This is a genomic window from Dietzia sp. KRD202, assembly GCF_017168155.1.
GTDB classification, from domain to species: domain Bacteria; phylum Actinomycetota; class Actinomycetes; order Mycobacteriales; family Mycobacteriaceae; genus Dietzia; species Dietzia kunjamensis.
Map to the genome: position 1 here is coordinate 229,784 of NZ_JABFAN010000011.1, position 19,036 is coordinate 248,819.

Below are 19,036 nucleotides of genomic sequence, written 5' to 3' on the forward strand. Positions count from 1 at the left end.
TCAGATCCTCTCGATGATGCTGGCCGAGGCCTGGGCGCCTCCCGCGCACATCGTGATGAGGGCGCGCTCGCCGTCCGTGCGCTCGAGCTCATGCAGGGCGGTGGTGATGAGCCGGGACCCGGTGCTGCCGACGGGGTGGCCGATCGCGATGGCCCCTCCGTTGACGTTGACCTTGTCCATGTCGGGCCCGTGCACCTGCGCCCAGCTTAGGAGCACGGAGGCGAACGCCTCGTTGCATTCGAAGAGATCGAAGTCCGAGATCGACATGCCGGAGCGGTCGAGTACCCGCTGGGTGGCCTGGACCGGGCCGTCGAGGTGGTACTCGGGCTCGCCGCCCACGAGTGCCTGGTGCAGGATCCGTGCCCGTGGCTTCAGTCCGTGCGCCCTGGCCACGTCCTCGTCCATGAGCAGGACGGCGGCCGAACCGTCGGACATCTGACTGGAGGTGCCGGCGGTGTGCAGTCCGCCCTCCATGACGGGCTTGAGGGACGCCAGTGCCTCGGCGGTGGTGTCGCGCAACCCCTGGTCGCGGGTGACCGTCACCGTCTCACCGGTGTAGGTGCCGTCCTTGAGGCGCTCGGGGGCGTCGACGGCGAAGGTCTCGCGATCGAAGCGGCCCTCCTCCCACGCGCGCTTCGCGTTGGCCTGGGACCGGACACCCAGTTCCTCGAGGTCGGCGCGGCTCAACCCGCGGCGCTTCGCGATCCGGTCGGCCGCGGTGAACTGGTCGGGCAGGTCGACGTCCCAGTCGTCCGGGCGCGGCATCCCGTTGGAGCCGTCGCCGACGGCGGCGCGCAGCGCGATCCAGCTCATCGACTCGACGCCGCACGCGATCCCGACGTCCATCGCCCCCGCGTGGATGAGGTTGGCGATGAAGTGATTGGCCTGCTGCGCGGACGAGCACTGGCAATCGATGGTCGTGCACGCCGTCTGCCACGGCAGTCCCGACGCGAGCCAGGCGCCGCGGGTGACGTTGTTCCCCTGGGCGCCGGCCTGGGTGACGCACCCTCCGACGACCTGCTCGACGAGCGCGGCGTCGATCCCGGCGCGCCGGATGACCTCCTTCTGCGAGGCCCCCAGCAGGTGCGCGGGGTGCAGGCCCGACAGTGCGCCGCGAGCCTTTCCGATCGGGGTCCGGACGGCCTCGACGATGACGGGATTTCCCATGGATGCGCTCCTTTGGAAGCAAGGTTAGAACGAGTTCTAGTTTACGTCACCCGGCGGGGGATTCCGAGTTCGCGGTGCGGGGGGCGACCGGGCGCTCCGGGCGATCAGGAACGACGACCCAGAAGTGAACGTGTTCCAGTATGGTGCCTATAACGTGTTCTAGATTACATTGCGGGGTGAGGGCAGAGATGTCCCGGCGCCGTTCGAGCACGAGACGCAATCAGACGTGGTCAAGGAGTGCCAGTGCAGCCAGTCACCATTCCCGAGGGGTTCGATTTCACGGATCCGGAGCTCTACGAGAAGCGCCTACCGCATCCCGAGTGGGCCCACCTCCGCCGGACCGAGCCGATCTGGTGGTGCGCCAAGGACCCCGGGGTCGACGGTTTCGACGACGACGGCTACTGGGTCGTCACCAAGCACGAGGACGTCAAGGAGATCTCGCGCCGGACCAACGAGGTCTTCTCCACCTTCGAGAACACCGCCATCCCGCGCTTCGCCCCCGGCACCGAGCGGGAGATCGTCGAGCTCACCCGCCTGCTGTTCATCAACCAGGACGGCGAGGAGCACAAGAAGTACCGGCGGATCATCTCGAAGGGGTTCACCCCGCGCAACATCGAGAAGATGCGCGAGCACCTCGCCGAGAAGGCCAAGAACATCGTCGAGACCGCCGCGGCCAAGGGCACCGGCGACTTCATCGTCGACGTGGCCTCCGAACTGCCGCTCCAGGCGATCGCCGAGCTCATCGGCATCCCCATGGAGGACCGCCACCAGATCTTCGAGTGGTCCAACCAGATGACCAGCTACGACGTCCCCGGCAAGGTCGAGGAGTCGCAGATGGCCAACGCCATGGTGCTCTCCTACGCCCAGGAGTTGGCCACCAAGCGCGAGACCGACCCCCGTGACGACCTGGTCACCAAGCTCATCCAGGCCGACGTCGACGGCGAGAAGCTCACCTCCGACGAGTTCGGCTGGTTCGTGGTCCTGCTCGCGGTGGCGGGCAACGAGACCACCCGCAACGCCACGACCCACGGGATGATCGCGTTCCTCGAGAACCCGGACCAGTGGGAGCTGTTCAAGCGCGAGCGCCCGGCGACCGCCTACGACGAGATCCTGCGGTGGGCCTCCCCGATCACCTCGTTCCAGCGCACCGCCACCGAAGACGTGGAGATCAGCGGGGTGACCATGAAGAAGGGTGACCGTGCCGCGATCATGTACGGCTCGGCGAACTTCGACGAGGACGTCTTCTCCGATCCGTTCACGTTCGACATCACCCGCGACCCGAACCCGCATCTGACGTTCGGCGGCAACGGCCCGCACTACTGCATCGGCGCCAACCTGGCCAAGCTGCAGATCGAGCTGATCTTCAACGCGATCGCCGATCACATGCCGGACATCACCTCGCTGGGGGACTCGACGCGTCTGCGTTCGGGCTGGCTCAACGCGATCCAGGACTGGAAGGTCGACTTCAAGTGCCCGGTCATGCACTGACCTGACACAGCGAGCAGCCAGACCCGGCCCCCGGCCGGTCAGCCCCGGTCCCGCCTGTTCCGCAGGCCGGGCCGGGGCTCTCGTCTCGGGGGAGGGGTGACCTTGTCGTCGTCGGCGTCGTCGTCCGACCTCGCACACACCCCGAACCGATCCCGTCGGCCCCATCGAACAGGCAAGGTTATCACCATGATCGACCACCGCACCGTCGACCGTGACGGCGTCCGACTGCACTACGTGGTCGCCGACCCCGACCCCCGGTCCGCCACGGCGCCGACCGGCGACGGCACCGGGACCGTGGTCCTCCTGCACGGTTTCTCGCACTTCTGGTTCACGTGGCACCGCCTGATCCCCGACCTGACCGCGGCCGGATGGCGGGTCATCGCCCCCGACCTGCGCGGGATGGGCGGGTCGGACGCGCCCACGGACGTCGCGGCGTACGCCCCGCGTGAGGTCGTCGACGACGTGGTGGCCGTCTGCGATGCCGAGGACGCGGGCCGGGTGGTACTGGTGGGCTTCGACTTCGGCGCCGGAGTCGCCTACGACACGTGCCACCTCGAACCCGGGCGGGTCCGCGCGGTGATCGGGATGGAGAACCCGTTCATGAGCACCGCCGGGTCGGTCCCGCCCCTGGAGGCGTCCGCGATGATGGCGCAGAAGCACTTCCTCCACCTGCACTACTTCGCGCAGCCCGGTGTGGCCGAGGCCGACCTGGCGGGGCGCGAGCGTGAATTCCTCACCCGCGTCTTCTGGGCATTGTCGGCGGATTATCACTACCTCGACGTGTGGCAACATCCGCCCGGCTCCACCTATCTCGACGCGCTGCCCGAGGCGCCACCGCTGCCGTGGCCGTGGCTGTCGGTCGAGGAGATGGACACCTACGAGGAGGAGTACGCGCGCACCGGGTTCGCGGGGCCACTGCAGTGGTACCGGGCGATGGACGTCAGCTGGAACGCGCGACAGGAGTTCGAGCGGCAGACCAATCCCGTGCCCTTCTATTTCCTCTATTCCGAGCACGACCCGGACCTCGAGGGCTTCCACGGCCGCGACCCGTTGACCAAGCTCGACCGCTACCACGACGACGTGCGGATGGTCCGCGCGATCACGGCGCCGGCGGGACACCTCATGCACCTCGAGGCCACGCAGGACACGCACCGGGAGATCCTCGCCTGCCTGGACGACGTCGCTGCGCACCTGCCCGCCTGAGGGGCATCACGCGCCGAAGCGCCCCGTGCAACTAGCCGGTGAGGCCGTACTTCTCGCCGAAGCGGGCGATCGACTCGATCTTCTGCTCGGCCGTGCAGTCGTACCCGTGGCCCTCGATCAGCCACGGCATGACGATGATGTCGGTGACACCGGCCGCAGCCAGCTCGGCGAAGCCCTTCGAGCCGTAGCGGTCCAGGCACACCACCTGGATGGCGAAGCGCTTGCCGTCGCCGCGGTCGGCCAGCGAGCGCCCCTGCTCCTCGAGCAGTTCGCCCAGGCGGGTCACGGTGGCGCCGATGTCGTCGAACCCCATCATCGCGCTGGTCCAGCCCTGGCCGACGCGGGCGGCGCGCTTGAGCGCGATCTCGGTGTGGCCACCCACGTAGAAGGGGACCTGCTCGGACGGGGCCGGGGTGAAGATGAGTTCGTCGAAGTCGAAGTGCTCGCCGTGGAACTCCATCCACTCGCCACGCAGGCCCTCGCGCATGATCGCCAACGACTCGTCGGTGCGTTTTCCGCGCCCCTTGAACGGCGCGCCGCACCATTCGAACTCGTTGGGGTCCCAGCCGATGCCCACGCCCAGGTCCAGCCGGTTGCCGGTGAGCAGCGCGACCGACCCCACCTGCCGGGTGAGCAGCAGGGGGTTGCGGGGGCCCACCTTGAGCACCTGCGGGCAGAAGCGGATCCGGGAGGTCGCCCCACCCATGGCGGCGCAGGCGATGAGCGGCTCCACCCACTCGGTGTTCTCGTCCCACATCCGGGAGCCGTCCGGCGTGTACGGGTAGTCCTTGTCCTGACGCCGCGGGTGGAACAGGGAGTCGGGCAGGACGATCCGGTCGATGCCCGCGGCCTCGGCGCCGCGCGCGATGTCGAGGTACTGGTCGACGGGGGAGAAGGAGACGGGGACGGAGAACTCGACGTCCGCTACGCGGTTCATGGTCACTCGCTCTTTCCTGCGGCGCCGGCGATGGCCGCCCGGTCGTCGTCCGTGAGTGCACGCAGGCCCGAGGCCATGGCCGTGTCCTGCTCCCAGAAGGCGCGGAGGTTGATCAGACGACCGTCGGCGTCGACACGGTAGTCCACGGCGATGTCGATCTCCATGATGCTGGAGCCCATATGGGTGCGCATGGTGCCGATGCAGAGCAGCTCGTCGCCCACGGCGATCCCGCGGTCGAAGCGGAACTCGATGTGATCCGGGGTGGCCACGGCCTTCTCCCAGAACTCCAGGAGCCTCTCCGTGCCGGTGTGGCCGATGCCCTCGGCGTCGAACATCGACGGACCCACGGGATCCTCGATGGTGCCCTCGGGATTCCAGCCGGCGATCCAGGCGTCGCGGTCGCCCGCGTTGGTGGCAGCCCACGAGCGGCGTGCGGCGGCGTAGGCGGGACTGGCCAGTGCCGCGTTACTCATCTCGAGCGGGCGGTACTGCCCGCCGGCGTCCAGATAGGGGTTGCTCATGAGTGACGCTCCGGACGGTCGGTCCCCACGACCCACATGGAGAAGTACTGGGACCCGCCGCCGTAGGCGTGGCCGAGGGCCTTGCGCGCGCCGGGGATCTGGTGGTCGTCGGCGCGGTTCATCACCTGACGGGCGGCCTCGGCGAAGCGGAGCATTCCGGACGCGCCGATGGGGTTCGAGCACAGCACGCCGCCGGACGGGTTGACCGGCAGGGAGCCGTCGCGCGCGGTGGCGCCGGACTCGGTCATGCGCCACCCCTCGCCCTCCGCGCAGAATCCGAGGTTCTCCAGCCACATGGGCTCGAACCAGGAGAACGGCACGTAGATCTCGGCCGCGTCGATCTCCTCGGCCGGGTTGGTGATCCCGGCCTCGGCCCACAGGGCGGCGGCGGCGTCGCGGCCGGCCTGCGGGCTGCGGTAGTTGCGGTAGGCGAAGGTCCCGGGCTCGGTGCGAAGCGCGGTGGCGTGGACCCACGCGACCTGTCGGCCGGCGGACTCCACGGCCTCGGCCGCCTCGGCATCGCCGATGACGATCGCGCACGCGCCGTCGGAGGAGGGGCAGGTCTCGTCGAACCGGATGGGGTCCCACAGCATCTGTCCCTGTAGCACCTTGTCGACCGTGATGTCGGGCTGCTTGAGGTGGGCGTGCGGGTTGACCGAGCCGTTGAGGCGGTCCTTGACCGCGACCATCGCGCCCACGTGCTCGGGCGCCCCGGTGGTGCGGATGTAGGAGCGCACGTGCGGAGCGAAGTAACCGCCCGCGCCGGCCCCGACGGGCGCGGTGAACGGTACGGGCAGGCTGAGTGCCCACATGGCGTTGGACTCGGACTGCTTCTCCCACGCCACGGCGAGGACCCGGCGGTAGCGGCCGGACTGGACGTGGGACGCGGCGACGACAGCGGTCGAGCCGCCGACGGACCCGGCCGTGTGGACGCGCAGCAGCGGTTTGCCGACGGCGCCGAGAGCGTCGGCCATCATCAACTCGGGCATCATGACGCCCTCGAACAGGTCGGGGGCCTTGCCGACGATCACGGCGTCGATGTCGTCCCAGCCGACCCCGGCGTCGATCATGGCGGCATCGATGGCCTCGCGGCAGAGCCCGGCCATGGAGATGTCGGTGCGGCGGGCGACGTGGTGGGTCTGGCCGGTCCCGAGGACGGCAGCGGGCAGACCGGAGCCGTGGGTTCCGGATGCGGGGGCGCTCATGCGGTGCGTCCTTCCAGGAGGCAGATGAGGTTCTGCTGCAGCAGGTGGCCGCTGGTGGCGTGGGCGAGTGCGCGCTCGGAGCGGCCCTCCCAGATGCTGTGCGCGGCGTAGCCGATGCGCTCGAGGCCCGCGCTGAACAGCGGGTCGGCCAGCAGCGAGCCGCCGGACGGGGTCACGGCGACGTCGTCGGAGATGCCCAGCGCGCCGCGCAGGAGGAGCTCCTGGTGGGTGTACTGGGTGTGCAGTTCGGCCACAGAGACGCCGCCCAGGTCGGGGCGGTCACCGGACGAGCCGGACGCACGGACGGCGGCGGCCCGTGCGGACGGGGAGTCGGTGAGGTCGCGGGCGCCGAACTCGGCGGAGTCGGCGATGTGTTCCATCCCGGTGATGTACGCCGGGGTGTCGACCAGCTCACGGGCCCGGTCGGCGGAGGCGAGGATGATGGCGCCGGCGCCATCGGTGACGGGAGGGCAGTCGTGCTGACGCAGCGGGTCGGCCACGTACGGCTCGGCGAGAAGGTCCGTCTCGTCGCGGCCGGTGGCGCGGGCGGCGACGGCGGCCATCTCGGCCTCGGACCACCGGCCGGCGTCGATGCCGGCGCGGGCCTGCAGTGCGGCGACGTGGTGCCGGCCGGGCCACAGCGGGGCGACGGTGTAGGGGTCGAGTTGCAGCGCCAGGGCGGTGTCGAGGTCGGTGCTGGCCGAGGCCTTGCCGAACCCGTAGACGAGGGCCGTGTCGGCCTGGCCGGAGGCGATCTTGAGGTAGGCCTCGAAGAACGCCCACGCGGCGTCCATCTCGACGTGCGACTCGGAGATCGGGGGGACCGCGCCGATGGAGTCGACGGCGGAGATGAACGAGAAGGCGCGGCCGGCCAGGTAGTCGGACGAGCCGGAGCACCAGAAGTCGATGTCGGTGCGGTCCAGTCCGGTCTGCCGGTAGCACTCGGCGAAGACGGGGGCGAGCATCTCGACACCGTTGGTGGTGCCGAAGGTGGACTCGGTGTGGCGGGCGTGGGCGAATCCGACGACGGCCACGTCCCGGGGAGCGTTGGGGGTCACGGGTGGTGTCCTCTACAGGTGATCGGCATAGGTGTCGGGATCGGCGTCGGGATCGCCGGTGGGCTCGAAGTGGGCGATGGCCTTCATCGAGGCGGGCCGTTCGGACTCGGGCGTCCACACGGCGCGCACGCGCATCCCCATCCGCACCTCGGACGCCTCGCAGCCCAGCACCAGGTGCTGGATGGGGACGTCGGAGCCGTCGAGCAGGATGTAGGCGGTGACGTACGGGGGCTTGATCTCCTGGCCGGCGAACGGCACGTTGACGATGCCGAACGTGGTCACCGTGCCGATGTCGGAGACCTCCACGTACTCGCCCATGGCCACGCCGTCGGACGGGCAGTAGTCACGCGGGGGCACGTATACCTCGGGGCCGTTGGAGCGGCGGCGCCCCAGCACCTTGCCCTGCACGATCGCGCGCAGGTACTCGCTCTCGGCGGGTCCGGCCGTGTGGGTGACCGACAGTCCGATCGGCGTCACCACGATGGTGACGGGCTCGGACTCGGACCGCGGGGCCTCGTCGTCGTCGACACCCGCGTCGACCGGGGCGTCGGCGGGGACCACGCACGCGATGTCGTGGACGGTCCCGGTGCGCTCGGCGGCCCACCGCAGGCGGACACGCATCCCGGTACTCACCGCGTCGGGGCCGTCGGCGGCCAGCGGCAGGAGCATGGCGGTGTCCGCGCCGTCGAACCGCACGAGCGCCCACGCGAACGGGGTGTCGAGCGGGTTGACCTCGGTGGGAGCGGGAACCCAGGTCCATGCGACGACGAGGCCCTCGATCGCGGAACCGGATCCCACTTCCACGGATTCCGTGAGGGCCCGGCGTGTGTGGGGGTCGAACTCGACCGGCGGCAGGTGCACGGTGCCGCGGGAATCGCGGTTACCGACCAGGCGTCGCTCGCGTAGGCCGGTGAAGAACGCTCCCAGCACGGGGCCGGTCGACCGTGTGTAGTCGAACGACGGTGACAGGGACGCCGAGAGCACGGGCTCGTCCGGTGGGGTGATATCGACAACGATCTCTCTGGATGTCACGCCCTCGAGTAGAACACGTTCCACCGCGGTTGTGTGAGTTTCCCCGACACGCTGATCCGGGTCCCCGCCCCCGCCGCGGAGAGGTGTGGGTCACACTGGTGTCCATGAAATTCGCGTTGCAGCTCGGATACTGGGGCGCCCAGCCGCCCACCAACCATGCCGACCTCGTGGTGGCGGCGGACAGGGCGGGCTTCGACACCGTCTTCACCGCCGAGGCCTGGGGTTCGGACGCCTTCACGCCGCTGGCCTGGTACGGCTCGCTCACCGAGCGCATCCGGCTGTCGACGGCCGTCGTGCAGCTCTCGGCCCGTACGCCCACGGCCACCGCCATGAGCACCATGACGCTCGATCACCTGTCGGGCGGACGCTTCGCGCTGGGGCTGGGTGTGTCCGGGCCGCAGGTGGTGGAGGGGTGGTACGGCCAGCCGTTCGCCAAGCCGCTGGCGCGGACCCGCGAGTACATCGACATCATCCGCCAGGTCCTGCGCCGCGAAGCGCCCGTCACCTCAGACGGCCCCGCGTACGCCCTGCCCTATCAGGGCGACGACGCCTCCGGATTCGGCAAGCCGCTCAAGCCGATCCTGCATCCACTGCGCGAGGACGTGCCGATCTGGCTGGGCGCGGAGGGGCCCAAGAACGTGGCCCTGGCCGCAGAGATCGCCGACGGCTGGCTGGGCTTCCTGGCCTCGCCGCGCACCGCCCACGAGTTCAACGGGTGGCTCGACGAGGGGTTCGCCCGACCCGGGGCGCGCCGCACCCGCGAGGACTTCGAGGTGGCCTTCCTGTGCCAGCTCCACGTGACGGACGACCGCCGCGGCGTCCTCGACGCGTACAAGCCGTTCACCGCCCTGTACGCGGGCGGCATGGGCGCCGAGGAGAAGAACTTCCACGCCGAGGCGTTCCGTCGCATGGGCTTCGGCGACGACGTGGACCGCATCACCGAACTGTTCCGCTCCGGCCGCAAGGACGAGGCCGCCGCCGCGGTGCCGGACGAGATGGTCGAGGCCACCGCGATCATCGGGGATGCCGACTCGGTGCGGTCGCAGATCGCCGAGTGGGAGGCCGCGGGCATCACCATGCTCGTGGTGACCGCCCGGTCGGTCGAGGAGATCGAGACGCTCGCGCAGTTCATCGACTGACGTGGGCCGGGCCCGGGGGTCAACCGCCGTCGCCGACCTCCAGGATCTCGCGACCGGGGCCGACCGTGACCCAGCCGGGTCGGTCCGTGAGCGAGACCCTGACCGCGTAGACGGGCGGGGGCCCGGAGCCGGAGGGGGGTGAACCCGGAGAGATCACCACCCTGTCCGGAACGGCCCCGGGCGCTCCCAACAGGGCGGGCGTCGCCTCGATCGCGAACATCACGGTCTCCGCGTCCACCGCGGCCACAGGAAAACCGGTCGACGCGGGCAGCCGACTGGTGATCCCGTCCCGCCATCGACCGTGGAAGGTGTGTCGCAGCGTCGTCTCCGCGCCGTCAGGATCGGCGCGGCTCAGGTGCGCGGTCTCGCCTTCGATAACGAGCCGCTCCGCGGTGGGGTCGTCGAGCTGGTCGCGTGCGGCATCGATGACGCGGGTCACCCCTTCGGCGGTGAGCAATGGTCCCGGTGCCGTGCGGATCACCTCGACGGAGGCCGGGCGGTCCACCGTGCCGCCGGTCGGGGAGGGTGCGTTCCCGGCGAGGTGGTCCAGACCGGCGATGAGGCCGACGGTCAATGCGCTGGCCAGGACCGCGCGCAGCAGCCCGCTCGCCAGGCGCCTGCGCCCCGCCGGCCCCCGCGTCGAAGGCCCGGGCGGTCGCTTCGCGACGATCCGCTCGCGCGCGTTGGTCCGCCGTACCGAGAGCGGGGTGTCGGCTGACAGGCCCCGGCTGCGTACCTCCAGTTCGAACAAGCGCCTGTTGAGGTCGGCCACCAGTGAGTCGAGGTCGTCGCGGGTGGTCGACAGGGCGGCGTCGCGGCTGCGCTCGCCATGTTCGAGGGGGCCGATCCGGCCGTCCGTGTAGGCGTTGTCCAGGATCTGCCACACGGCTCGCCTGCGGTCCTCGGTGGCCGGCTCCGGGGCGGGCCCACCGGGGGGGGGCGGTGCGCTCATCGGGGGACGCCGACTTCTCTCACGATCCTGTCGTGCCCCACCACTATGTGCCCGCGGTCACCCTCACGACTCACGGTGATCTCGTATGTGGGCTGGGCGAGCGCGTCCGGGCCCACGTCGATCCCCACGAGATCTGCGTCCGAGAGCCCGTTCTCCGCCGCGGAGGCCCGAGCCGCCTCCAGGGCGGCCGGTACATCGATGGACTCCATTGCAACGGAGAGATCGTCAACGGGGCGGAAAGCCTCCCCGTCGGCGGCCCACTCGCCCAGGTCGTCGCGTCGCCACGAGTCGACCGCCCCGGGGTCTGTCGGATCCTCGATGAGGAGGAGGGCGTAGTCGCCCCTGATGTCGAGCGAGGCCACACGAGCGTCGCCGAACCTCGCACGCGCAGACGAGATGACCTCATCGACGCTGCTCGAGGTGATCGTGTCCTCGGTGCCGCCGACGAGGCCGGTGAACGCACCGTCTCGCAGCGCGAGGGCCCCGCCGGCGACAAGGGCGAGCCCCGCCACGGTCGAGGCGCCGACCAACTTGGCGGTGTCGAGCGGGTCGCGTGGCGCGCGGCGGGACCGGGCGACCGGAGTGGAGCGGGTGCCCGCCACCTCGGAAGGCGACCGGGCCGGGGCCGGCAGGTCCGCGAGGATCGCCCGGAGTTCATCGACGTATCCGCTCGACCGCACCTGCCACCCGAGGTGAAGGTGATCCAGGGGGTCGAGGCGCCCATCTGCAGCGGCGGCGTCGAGCTGCTCCCACGCCGCGACGCGCTGGGGGTCGCTCGCGCGGATCCGATGCTGCGCCATGGGCAGGAGGGTAACCACCGGCGGCTCGCCGTGGTCTGGTCACGGTCGCCGGGAAAGCCCGCCATCGCGATAGAACACGTTCTACTATGGGGTCATGAGTGCACCCACGCCTTCCGTCCCCGCCGACGCCGGAATCCTGGATCCGCGGACCGGCGAGCACGTGACCAGCGTCTACCGGATCGCCGAGGCGGATCCGGACCGCATCGCCGTAATCGAGGCGGGCGGTCGGCAGGTCACCTTCGGCCAGCTCGCCGACGCCGCCCACGGCTACGCCCGGGGTCTGCGCGAGCTCGGACTGGAGACCGGTGACTGCATCGTCCTGCTGGCGCCGAACAGCATTGAATTCCTCGAGGTCTACTACGCGGCCATGGAGATCGGGCTCTACGTGGCCCCGGCGAACTGGCACCTGACCGGCCCCGAGGTGGCGTACATCCTCGAGAATTCGGGATCGACGGTGTTCATCGCGGACACCCGGTTCGCCGACGTCGCGACCGCAGCCGCCGGGGAGGCCGGGCTCGACCCCGCCCGCTGCTACGCCATCGGTGAGGTTCCCGGATTCCGTCCGCTGCCCGAGCTCACGGTCCCAGCCGCGGGGGAGGACCCCTTGCCGTCGTCGCGGACCCTCGGCGGCCCCATGCTGTACACCTCCGGCACCACCGGCCGCCCCAAGGGCGTGCGGCGCCCCCTCACCGGCGCCTCGCCGGATCAAGTGACGGTCCCCAACTACTACTTCTTCGCCGGCTTCGACATCCAGGCGCCGGACAACGTCCACATCTGTGGCTCGCCGCTCTACCACACGGCCGTGCTCAACTTCGTCACCATCTCGCTCAATCTGGGCCAGGCCGTGGTGCTCATGGACAAGTGGACGCCCGAGGAGATGCTGCGACTCATCGACGCCCACGGCGTCACCCAGTCGCACATGGTGCCGACGCAGTTCTCGCGGCTGCTGGAGCTGCCGGAGGATGTGCGCGCGAAGTACGACGTGTCCAGCCTGCGCACGATCGTCCACGGCGCCGCGCCGTGCCCCAAGCACGTCAAGCAGGCCATGCTCGACTGGTGGGGCCCGGTCCTGACCGAGTACTACGCCGGGACCGAGGGCGGTGGGTGCACCATCACCGGCGAGGAATGGCTGCGCAAGCCCGGCAGCGTGGGGCGGCCGTGGAAGACCACCACCCTGAAGATCCTCGACGACGACGGCAACGAGCTGCCCACCGGCGAGATCGGCAATGTGTACCTGCAGATGCACGGGTCGAAGTTCGAGTACCACCAGGACAAGGAGAAGACCGCGAAGACCTACGTCGGCGAGCTCTTCACCATGGGCGACATCGGCTACGTGGACGAAGACGGCTACCTGTTCCTGTGCGACCGCAAGAACGACATGATCATCTCCGGCGGCGTGAACATCTACCCGGCAGAGATCGAGTCGGAGATGACCCGCCACGAGGCGGTCCGCGACGCGGCGGTCTTTGGGATCCCGCACAAGGGCTGGGGTGAGGAGGTCAAGGCCGTCATCGAACTGGCCGAGGGCTACCCCGAGTCCGACGAGCTCAAGGCACACATCCTCGAGGACCTGTCCGGTCGGCTGGCGAAGTTCAAGATGCCGCGGTCGATCGATGTGGTGGACGAGCTGCCCCGCCAGGCCAACGGGAAACTGATGAAGCGCACGCTGAAGGATCCGTACTGGGCGGACGCGAAGTAGGTCTGGGCAGGGGCGGGCCCTCGTCGTCGTCGGATCCCCGACGCGGGGCGAGAACGCGTTCTACCCTGGACGCATGACCAGAACCCCCACCGCGCGCGATCTCACGCTCGCGCAGATCCTCGAGCGGCAACAACAGGCGTTCCTCGCCGATCCCCAGCCGGGCGTGAAGATCCGCCGGGACCGGATCCTGCGCCTCAAACGCCTCGTCCTGGACAACGCCGCCGACCTCACCGAGGCGATGCGCGAGGACTACGGCTCCCGGCCAGAGACCTTCTCCACCCTCACCGACATCGCCTCCTCCATCCCCGACCTGGACCACCAGCGCGGCAACATCAAGAAGTGGATGCGCCCCACGCGCGTGTCCCGAGCCCTGGAGGCGGTGGGCTTCACCCAACAGGTCCGACACGACCCCAAGGGGGTCGTCGGCATCATCGGACCGTGGAACTTCCCGCTGTACCTCACGATCGTGCCCGCCGGTTCCGCCCTCGGCGCCGGCAACCGGGTGATGATCCGGCCGTCCTCGGTCACCGCGCACACCACCGAGGCCCTGTGCCGGCTGGCACCGGAGTATTTCGCCGTCGACGAACTCGCGATCGCCGGACCCGAACACGGCCGTGGTTCGGACTTCTCGGTCCTGCCCTTCGACCACCTGTTCTTCACCGGCTCGCCCGGGGTCGGCAAGTCCGTCGCCAAGGACGCCGCGGAGAACCTCACCCCCGTCACCCTCGAACTGGGCGGCAAGAACCCGGTCCTAGTCGACACCAGCGCCGACATCGATCGGGCTGCGCGCAGCATCGCGTCCTCCCGCCTCGTCAACGGCGGTCAGGTGTGCATGTGCCCGGATTACGTGTTCGTCCCCGAGGACCGACTGGACGCGTTCTGCGACACCGTGCTCGACCAGTGGCGCACCAGCCTGCCCGCGATCGTCGGCAACCCCGAGTACACGGCGACCGTCAACACCTCGAACTACGAGCGGATCGTCGGCCTGATCGACGACGCCGTGGGGAAGGGCGCCGACAAACGCGACGCCGCGCCGGCCGGCGAACGGCTGCCCGACCCGGTCGGCCGCAAGATCGCGCCCACCCTGCTCACCGGCGTGACCCCGGACATGGAGATCGACTCCGAGGAGGTGTTCGGCCCCGTCCTCACGGTATTCGGCTACAGGGGCCTCGACGAGGCGATCCGCTACGTCAACGACCGGCCCAGCCCGCTCGTCCTGTACTGGTACGGGGACCGAAACGACCGCTTCGAGACCGTCGCCGACCGCACCCGCTCCGGCAACATCTACGGCAACGACTTCGGGATCGGCATGGCCTCGTCCACCATCCCGTTCGGCGGCGTCGGCAACTCGGGGATGGGCGGGTACCACGGCCACTACGGCTTCCGGACGTTCACCCACGAGCGGGCGGTGGCGCACCACTCGTTCGCCTACAACGTCTCGGAGATGATGGTGCCGCCGTTCACCAAGGACAAGCAGCGGATGGCCTCGGGATACCTGAGGGCGATGCAGGTACGGACACGGCTCAAGCTGTAGCGGGGGGCCCGCCCCCGAGGCCGCTGCGTCCCAGGCCGCGGTCCCCGGGGGCGCTGACGTGGTGCAGCGGCACGGTCAGCCGGAAGGTGGTGCCCTCGCCCTCAGCCGAGTCGAAATCCAGGCCGCCGTCGTGCCCCTCGGCGATCGCCTGGACGATGCTCAATCCCAGCCCGGTCCCGGGGATCGACCCACGCTGGGCGGTGCTCGACCGGAAGAACCGTGTCCCCAGGTGCTCGTGCTCGGCCTCGGGGATGCCGATGCCGGTGTCGGCAACGGAGACGGTCGCCACGTCGTCCTCCGCGGTGAGGGTCACGGTGACCGATCCGCCCTCCGGGGTGAACTTGATGGCGTTGCTCACCAGGTTGGTCACCGCCCGCTCGAGCTGCAGCGAGTCGCCCGTGACCTCGGCCTGCTCGACCCGCTCCGCGAGAGTGAGCCCGGCGCGGGCGGCCACGGGTCCGAGCGACTCGAGGACGTGGCCCACCACGGCGTCGAGGCGGAGCCGGTCGTGGTCGATGTCGAGACCCCTGGCCTCGATCCGGCTGAGCGTGAGCAGGTCCTCGATCAGTCCCTTGAGCCGGTCCGCGTTGCGCTGGACCACCGAGACCAGGCGGTGCTGGGCGGGAGTGAGGTCGCCGCCGTCGCCGTCGCAGAGCATCTCGGTGTAGCCGATGATCGAGGCCAACGGCGTCCGGAGTTCATGGCTCACCGTCGAGACGAAGTCGTCCTTCTGCCGGTCCAGTTCCTCGAGCCTGCGGACGTGCTCCTCCCGGCCCGCCTCGTAGTCATCTCTGGCGTCCAACAGCACGTTGAACGCCGCGGCGAGCGCGCGGACCTCCGTCGGGCCCTCGTCGGTGCGGGCGCGGGCCCCTCGTCCGCCCTCGGTGTCGTTCCGGGCCACGTCGGCGAGTTTCTCGATGGGGTCGACGATCGTCCGGGCGGTCCGGCGGGTGTCACGGATGATCGCGGTGGAGGCCAGGAAGATGATCACGAAGGTCAGCGCGGACTCGCTCCACAGCGTGACCGTCCGCCAGGTGCGCATCTCCGCCCGCTTGTCCATGGCCGCGGAGAGCAGCGTGTCGGCGGCGGTGACCATCGCCGTGAAGTCCATGACCGCGTCGATGGTCTCCTGTTGGCTGATCGGGGTCGACCCGGGTGGCAGGTCGGGTGTCGTCCCGACGACCGCCTCGGCGTAGCGCCACCACGACTCGGAAGCGGAAGTGAGCTTACCGAGGGCGGGGGAGAAGACGTCGTCGTCGCCGACCAGACGCTGCAGCTCGGTCAGTGCCTCCCGCGAGTCCGTCTCGAGTACCCGCAACCTGTCCTCCGCGCCGGGAAGGCCGTACGCGCGATCCATCCGCAGATCCGACTGGGCCCAGCGCATCGCGATCACCAACCGGCTGGTGGTGTCGACGACGGGGGTATAGATGGAGCTGGTGCGCTGGGAGAAGTAGAACTGGACCAGCAGGAGGGTGGGCCCCAGCAGCGCGATCACCACCACGAGGACGAGCATGCTGCGGCTCTTGCGGCGCAGGACCTCGGAGACCTTCTCGGCGGGTCGTCCGGAATCCGGGGTCGTCGCTGCTTCCGTCACGACGCCCCCTCCGTGGAGAAGCCGCGGCGCGTCATGACGCCCCACTGCTGCTCGCTCCCGCGCAGCGCCTGCCACCAGCCCCGGAGGCGCCAGATGACGTGGAGCTGGCGGTAGCCGATGTTCTCGAGGACCGACGAGGCGATGAGGGAGAGCATGCTCCCGAACCGGTGGTAACGAGAGAAGTACACCTCGTCTACGGCGGCTGCGGTGAGTGCGACGACGATCGCATACCCGTAGGCCACGGCGAGGAACAACCAGAAGGTGGTGGGATTGACCAGGCCCAGGACGAACCCCAGGACCATGAGCACCAGGCCGACCGCCTCGATGAGGGGCGCGAACAGTTCGAAAGCCCAGTAGTAGGGGACGGCGAGCGTGCCGGCCCGTCCGTATCGCGGATTGCCGAACATCACGCGGTGTTTGACCAACGTCTCCCAGAGCCCGCGGTGCCATCGCGCGCGTTGCTTGCCGAGAACCTTCAGGGTCTCCGGCACCTCTGTCCAGCACACAGGCTCGGGGACAAACGTCACCTGGTAGTCCTCGTCGCGCTCGCGGAGTAGACGGTGGAGGCGCATGACGAGTTCGAAGTCCTCGCCGATGGAATCAGGGTCGAGTCCACCGACCTCCACGAGCAGGTCGCGTCGGAAGCAGCCGAAGGCGCCGGAGATGAGGATCAGCGCCCGCAGCTTGGACCACCCGGAGCGGCCCAGGAAGAACGACCGTAGATATTCGAGCGCCTGGATCTGGGCGAGGAGGTTGCGTGGCATCCGGACGTCGACGATCTGCCCGGACCGGATGGTGCACCCGTTGGCGACCCGCACGACACCGCCGGTGGCAGCGGTGCGAAGCGGGTCGTCCGCGAACGGCTCGGTGACGATGAGCAGCGCGTCGGGGTCCAACAGTGAATCGCCGTCGACGCAGATGATGAGGTCCTCCACCGCGGTGTTGATGCCGACGTTGACGGAGTCCGAGCGCCCCGAGTTGGCTTTGTCGATGACGGTGAGCCGGGTGTATCCGTCGCGCGGGACGTAGAGACCGCGGGGCACCTGCCGGGTCGGGATGTCGTGGGGCACCTCGCGGTCTGCCCGGACCAGGTCGAACGCCTCGACGAGGACGCGGAGGGTCTCGTCGGAGGACCCGTCGTTGACGACGATCACCTCGTGGCGGTGGTAGCGCAGTCCGAGGAGTGACCGGGCGGCCTCGACGACGCCGGCTGCCTCGTTGTAGGCGGGGACGACCACCGAGACCCCCGGCGCCGTGTGGCTGCCGAGACGTTCGACGCGACCGGAATGACGACGACGACGACGCGTGCTCCGGAAGTCCACGGCCGCGGCGATCACGAGCACCAGGTACGAGGAGTTGATGAGCACGAAGTAGAGCAGGATGGGCCAGGCGATCAGGTCCAGCAGCGTCGCGATCACCACGCGGAGTGTCTCGATCACGGGGCCGGCTCCTCGTCCCGGTGGGCATCCTGATGGGTGGGCTCGCCGGCCCGCCGGGCGCTCGTGGCGAGATCGTACAGGTCGGGCTTGCGTTCGCGGATGCCGATGGCCGTCACGGCGCCCAGCGAGGCGAGGGCCGCCAGGTCGTCGTCCGAGACGGTCGAGGTGTCCCGGACGGAGATCTCCGGCGGGATGGTGCCGCGTTCCAGGGCGTCGACGAGGACGGCCTCACCGCTCCGGCCGAGGGAGGCGAGCGCAGCGGCGGCCACCTCGGCCAGTCGCCGGTCGGCGTCGGCCAGGACCGAGCGCAGGGGCGCGAGCGCGGCCGAGGCGCCCAGTTCCCCGAGGGCGGTGGCGGCGGCCAGCCGTACGTTCGCCGGTTCGTGGGCCCCGAGGGCCCGCCCGAGGTCGTCGATGACCCGACCGTCGCCGATCATCCCGAGCGTGCGCGCGGCGGCCGCGCGGACCCGCTCGTCGCGGTCGGTGCGGAAGAGTTGCAGGAGCCGGGGCAGCAGGGAGGCCATGCCACCGCGCGCCGCGACCGTGGCGGCGACGTACCGTACGCCGGGATCCGGGTCGTCGAGGCCCCGTCGCACCGCCTCGCGGACGTCGTCGCCCATGGCCAACAGGGCGTCCGCGGCGACGTAGGCGGGCACCCCGGAGATGCCGTCGACCTGGCGGACAGCGCGCAGCACCGAGTCGGAGAACGTGGCGTCGCCGATGACCCCCAGGGCGCGCACGGCGGTCGCGCGGACCGCGCGGTCCCGGTCGGAGAGCAGGCCCGCCAGGGTCGACGCGTGCTCACGACGCCGTGTCGCCCCGAGTACCTGGGCTGACCGGGCCCGGGTGGTGGACGACCACGAGCGGGTGCCTCGGACCGCGCCGTCGACGGTGCCGTGACGATCGAGGATGTCGACCAGCGCGGTGACGGCTCCACCGCGGACCTTGCCGAGCAGGTCGAGAACGGCCCGGTCGACGACCCGCGCCCGGTACCCGCCCAGCCTGCCGGGGGGCTCGTCGGTCGGCTCCTCGTCCGCGGCGAGCGCGAGCAGCCGGGGCCGGATCGGCCGCAGGATGCGCTCGACACGACGACCACGGCTGAGCCGCGCCGCGTGGGCCCACAGCATGACGATGATCAGCACGGCGATGGAGGCGACCAGGATCCACAGCGATGTGGTGAGCACGCTGGACGTGACCTCGGGCGCGACGTCGTCGAGCAGGGAGGGGGAGGGGTCGTCGTACGAGGGGAGCACCGGGCGGTCCGCGGT

16 protein-coding genes are annotated in these 19,036 nt (G+C 70.1%); 5 read left to right on the forward strand and 11 right to left on the reverse strand.

The features are described from left to right. Nucleotides 1–1,167 carry a steroid 3-ketoacyl-CoA thiolase gene (locus J1M64_RS07800; RefSeq protein ID WP_067711854.1) on the reverse strand — a complete coding sequence of 389 codons (1,167 nt, stop codon included), beginning with the start codon at nt 1,165–1,167 and terminating at the stop codon, nt 1–3. A 243-nt stretch (nt 1,168–1,410) separates the two neighbouring features. Between J1M64_RS07800 and J1M64_RS07805 the strand changes: the two genes are divergently transcribed. Continuing rightward, nucleotides 1,411–2,655, forward strand: a complete 1,245-nt coding sequence (locus J1M64_RS07805) for a cytochrome P450 (protein WP_206473820.1) — start codon at nt 1,411–1,413, stop codon at nt 2,653–2,655. A 186-nt stretch (nt 2,656–2,841) separates the two neighbouring features. Next, the gene (locus tag J1M64_RS07810; protein WP_206473821.1) at nt 2,842–3,858 is read left to right on the forward strand and encodes an alpha/beta hydrolase; all 1,017 of its coding nucleotides are present in this window, start codon (nt 2,842–2,844) and stop codon (nt 3,856–3,858) included. Between the two features lie 31 nt (nt 3,859–3,889). Here the strand turns inward: J1M64_RS07810 and J1M64_RS07815 are convergent, their stop codons facing one another. The 5 genes from J1M64_RS07815 to J1M64_RS07835 are packed head-to-tail and all read right to left on the reverse strand — an operon-like array spanning nt 3,890 to nt 8,611. Then, on the reverse strand, nt 3,890–4,795 hold the full coding sequence (locus J1M64_RS07815; RefSeq protein ID WP_206473856.1) for a TIGR03619 family F420-dependent LLM class oxidoreductase: 906 nt from the start codon (nt 4,793–4,795) through the stop codon (nt 3,890–3,892). A gap of 2 nt (nt 4,796–4,797) precedes the next feature. Beyond that, a complete protein-coding gene (locus J1M64_RS07820) occupies nt 4,798–5,316 on the reverse strand; it encodes a nuclear transport factor 2 family protein (protein ID WP_206473822.1) in 519 nt (172 codons plus the stop codon). Further along, nucleotides 5,313–6,521: a thiolase domain-containing protein gene (locus J1M64_RS07825; RefSeq protein ID WP_206473823.1), complete on the reverse strand. Its 1,209-nt coding sequence runs from the start codon at nt 6,519–6,521 to the stop codon at nt 5,313–5,315. Before J1M64_RS07825 ends, J1M64_RS07820 begins: the two co-directional genes overlap by 4 nt. After that, a complete protein-coding gene (locus J1M64_RS07830) occupies nt 6,518–7,579 on the reverse strand; it encodes a thiolase domain-containing protein (protein WP_206473824.1) in 1,062 nt (353 codons plus the stop codon). Before J1M64_RS07830 ends, J1M64_RS07825 begins: the two co-directional genes overlap by 4 nt. Nucleotides 7,580–7,591: 12 nt before the next feature. Next, nucleotides 7,592–8,611: an OB-fold domain-containing protein gene (locus J1M64_RS07835; RefSeq protein WP_307872394.1), complete on the reverse strand. Its 1,020-nt coding sequence runs from the start codon at nt 8,609–8,611 to the stop codon at nt 7,592–7,594. A 104-nt stretch (nt 8,612–8,715) separates the two neighbouring features. On the opposite strand from J1M64_RS07835, the gene J1M64_RS07840 reads away from it, so the two are divergent. Further along, nucleotides 8,716–9,750 (forward strand): LLM class F420-dependent oxidoreductase, encoded by a 1,035-nt coding sequence (locus J1M64_RS07840; protein ID WP_206473825.1) that lies wholly within the window; start codon nt 8,716–8,718, stop codon nt 9,748–9,750. 19 nt (nt 9,751–9,769) lie between these two features. On the opposite strand, the gene J1M64_RS07845 is transcribed toward J1M64_RS07840, so the two are convergent. Both J1M64_RS07845 and J1M64_RS07850 read right to left on the reverse strand, forming a co-directional pair. Next, complete coding sequence (locus J1M64_RS07845; RefSeq protein WP_206473826.1) at nt 9,770–10,702, reverse strand: DUF1707 domain-containing protein; 933 nt, start codon at nt 10,700–10,702, stop codon at nt 9,770–9,772. Beyond that, on the reverse strand, nt 10,699–11,502 hold the full coding sequence (locus J1M64_RS07850) for a DUF1707 domain-containing protein (RefSeq protein WP_159148066.1): 804 nt from the start codon (nt 11,500–11,502) through the stop codon (nt 10,699–10,701). Before J1M64_RS07850 ends, J1M64_RS07845 begins: the two co-directional genes overlap by 4 nt. 94 nt (nt 11,503–11,596) lie before the next feature. Between J1M64_RS07850 and J1M64_RS07855 the strand changes: the two genes are divergently transcribed. Next, on the forward strand, nt 11,597–13,201 hold the full coding sequence (locus J1M64_RS07855) for an acyl-CoA synthetase (RefSeq protein ID WP_172812079.1): 1,605 nt from the start codon (nt 11,597–11,599) through the stop codon (nt 13,199–13,201). Nucleotides 13,202–13,274: 73 nt separating this feature from the next. Then, nucleotides 13,275–14,735, forward strand: coding sequence for an aldehyde dehydrogenase family protein (locus tag J1M64_RS07860; RefSeq protein ID WP_096906023.1), 1,461 nt, complete (start codon nt 13,275–13,277; stop codon nt 14,733–14,735). Here the strand turns inward: J1M64_RS07860 and J1M64_RS07865 are convergent. Genes J1M64_RS07865 through J1M64_RS07875 form a run of 3 tightly spaced genes read right to left on the reverse strand, consistent with a single transcriptional unit; the run spans nt 14,725 to nt 19,021 of the window. Then, nucleotides 14,725–16,329 carry a cell wall metabolism sensor histidine kinase WalK gene (locus J1M64_RS07865; protein ID WP_159148064.1) on the reverse strand — a complete coding sequence of 535 codons (1,605 nt, stop codon included), beginning with the start codon at nt 16,327–16,329 and terminating at the stop codon, nt 14,725–14,727. The genes J1M64_RS07860 and J1M64_RS07865 overlap by 11 nt on opposite strands. Beyond that, nucleotides 16,326–17,768 (reverse strand): glycosyltransferase family 2 protein, encoded by a 1,443-nt coding sequence (locus tag J1M64_RS07870; RefSeq protein WP_206473827.1) that lies wholly within the window; start codon nt 17,766–17,768, stop codon nt 16,326–16,328. The genes J1M64_RS07865 and J1M64_RS07870 overlap by 4 nt, the downstream gene beginning before the upstream one ends. Beyond that, nucleotides 17,765–19,021 (reverse strand): HEAT repeat domain-containing protein, encoded by a 1,257-nt coding sequence (locus J1M64_RS07875; RefSeq protein WP_206473828.1) that lies wholly within the window; start codon nt 19,019–19,021, stop codon nt 17,765–17,767. The genes J1M64_RS07870 and J1M64_RS07875 overlap by 4 nt, the downstream gene beginning before the upstream one ends. Nucleotides 19,022–19,036 lie beyond the last annotated feature (15 nt).

What these genes read in the sequence shown, in the direction of transcription:
- J1M64_RS07800 (WP_067711854.1), bottom strand. Translation starts at nt 1,167, where the DNA reads ATGGGAAATCCCGTCATCGTCGAGGCCGTCCGGACCCCGATCGGAAAG.
- J1M64_RS07810 (WP_206473821.1), top strand. Translation starts at nt 2,842, where the DNA reads ATGATCGACCACCGCACCGTCGACCGTGACGGCGTCCGACTGCACTAC.
- J1M64_RS07815 (WP_206473856.1), bottom strand. Translation starts at nt 4,795, where the DNA reads ATGAACCGCGTAGCGGACGTCGAGTTCTCCGTCCCCGTCTCCTTCTCC.
- J1M64_RS07820 (WP_206473822.1), bottom strand. Translation starts at nt 5,316, where the DNA reads ATGAGCAACCCCTATCTGGACGCCGGCGGGCAGTACCGCCCGCTCGAG.
- J1M64_RS07825 (WP_206473823.1), bottom strand. Translation starts at nt 6,521, where the DNA reads ATGAGCGCCCCCGCATCCGGAACCCACGGCTCCGGTCTGCCCGCTGCC.
- J1M64_RS07840 (WP_206473825.1), top strand. Translation starts at nt 8,716, where the DNA reads ATGAAATTCGCGTTGCAGCTCGGATACTGGGGCGCCCAGCCGCCCACC.
- J1M64_RS07845 (WP_206473826.1), bottom strand. Translation starts at nt 10,702, where the DNA reads ATGAGCGCACCGCCCCCCCCCGGTGGGCCCGCCCCGGAGCCGGCCACC.
- J1M64_RS07850 (WP_159148066.1), bottom strand. Translation starts at nt 11,502, where the DNA reads ATGGCGCAGCATCGGATCCGCGCGAGCGACCCCCAGCGCGTCGCGGCG.
- J1M64_RS07855 (WP_172812079.1), top strand. Translation starts at nt 11,597, where the DNA reads ATGAGTGCACCCACGCCTTCCGTCCCCGCCGACGCCGGAATCCTGGAT.
- J1M64_RS07860 (WP_096906023.1), top strand. Translation starts at nt 13,275, where the DNA reads ATGACCAGAACCCCCACCGCGCGCGATCTCACGCTCGCGCAGATCCTC.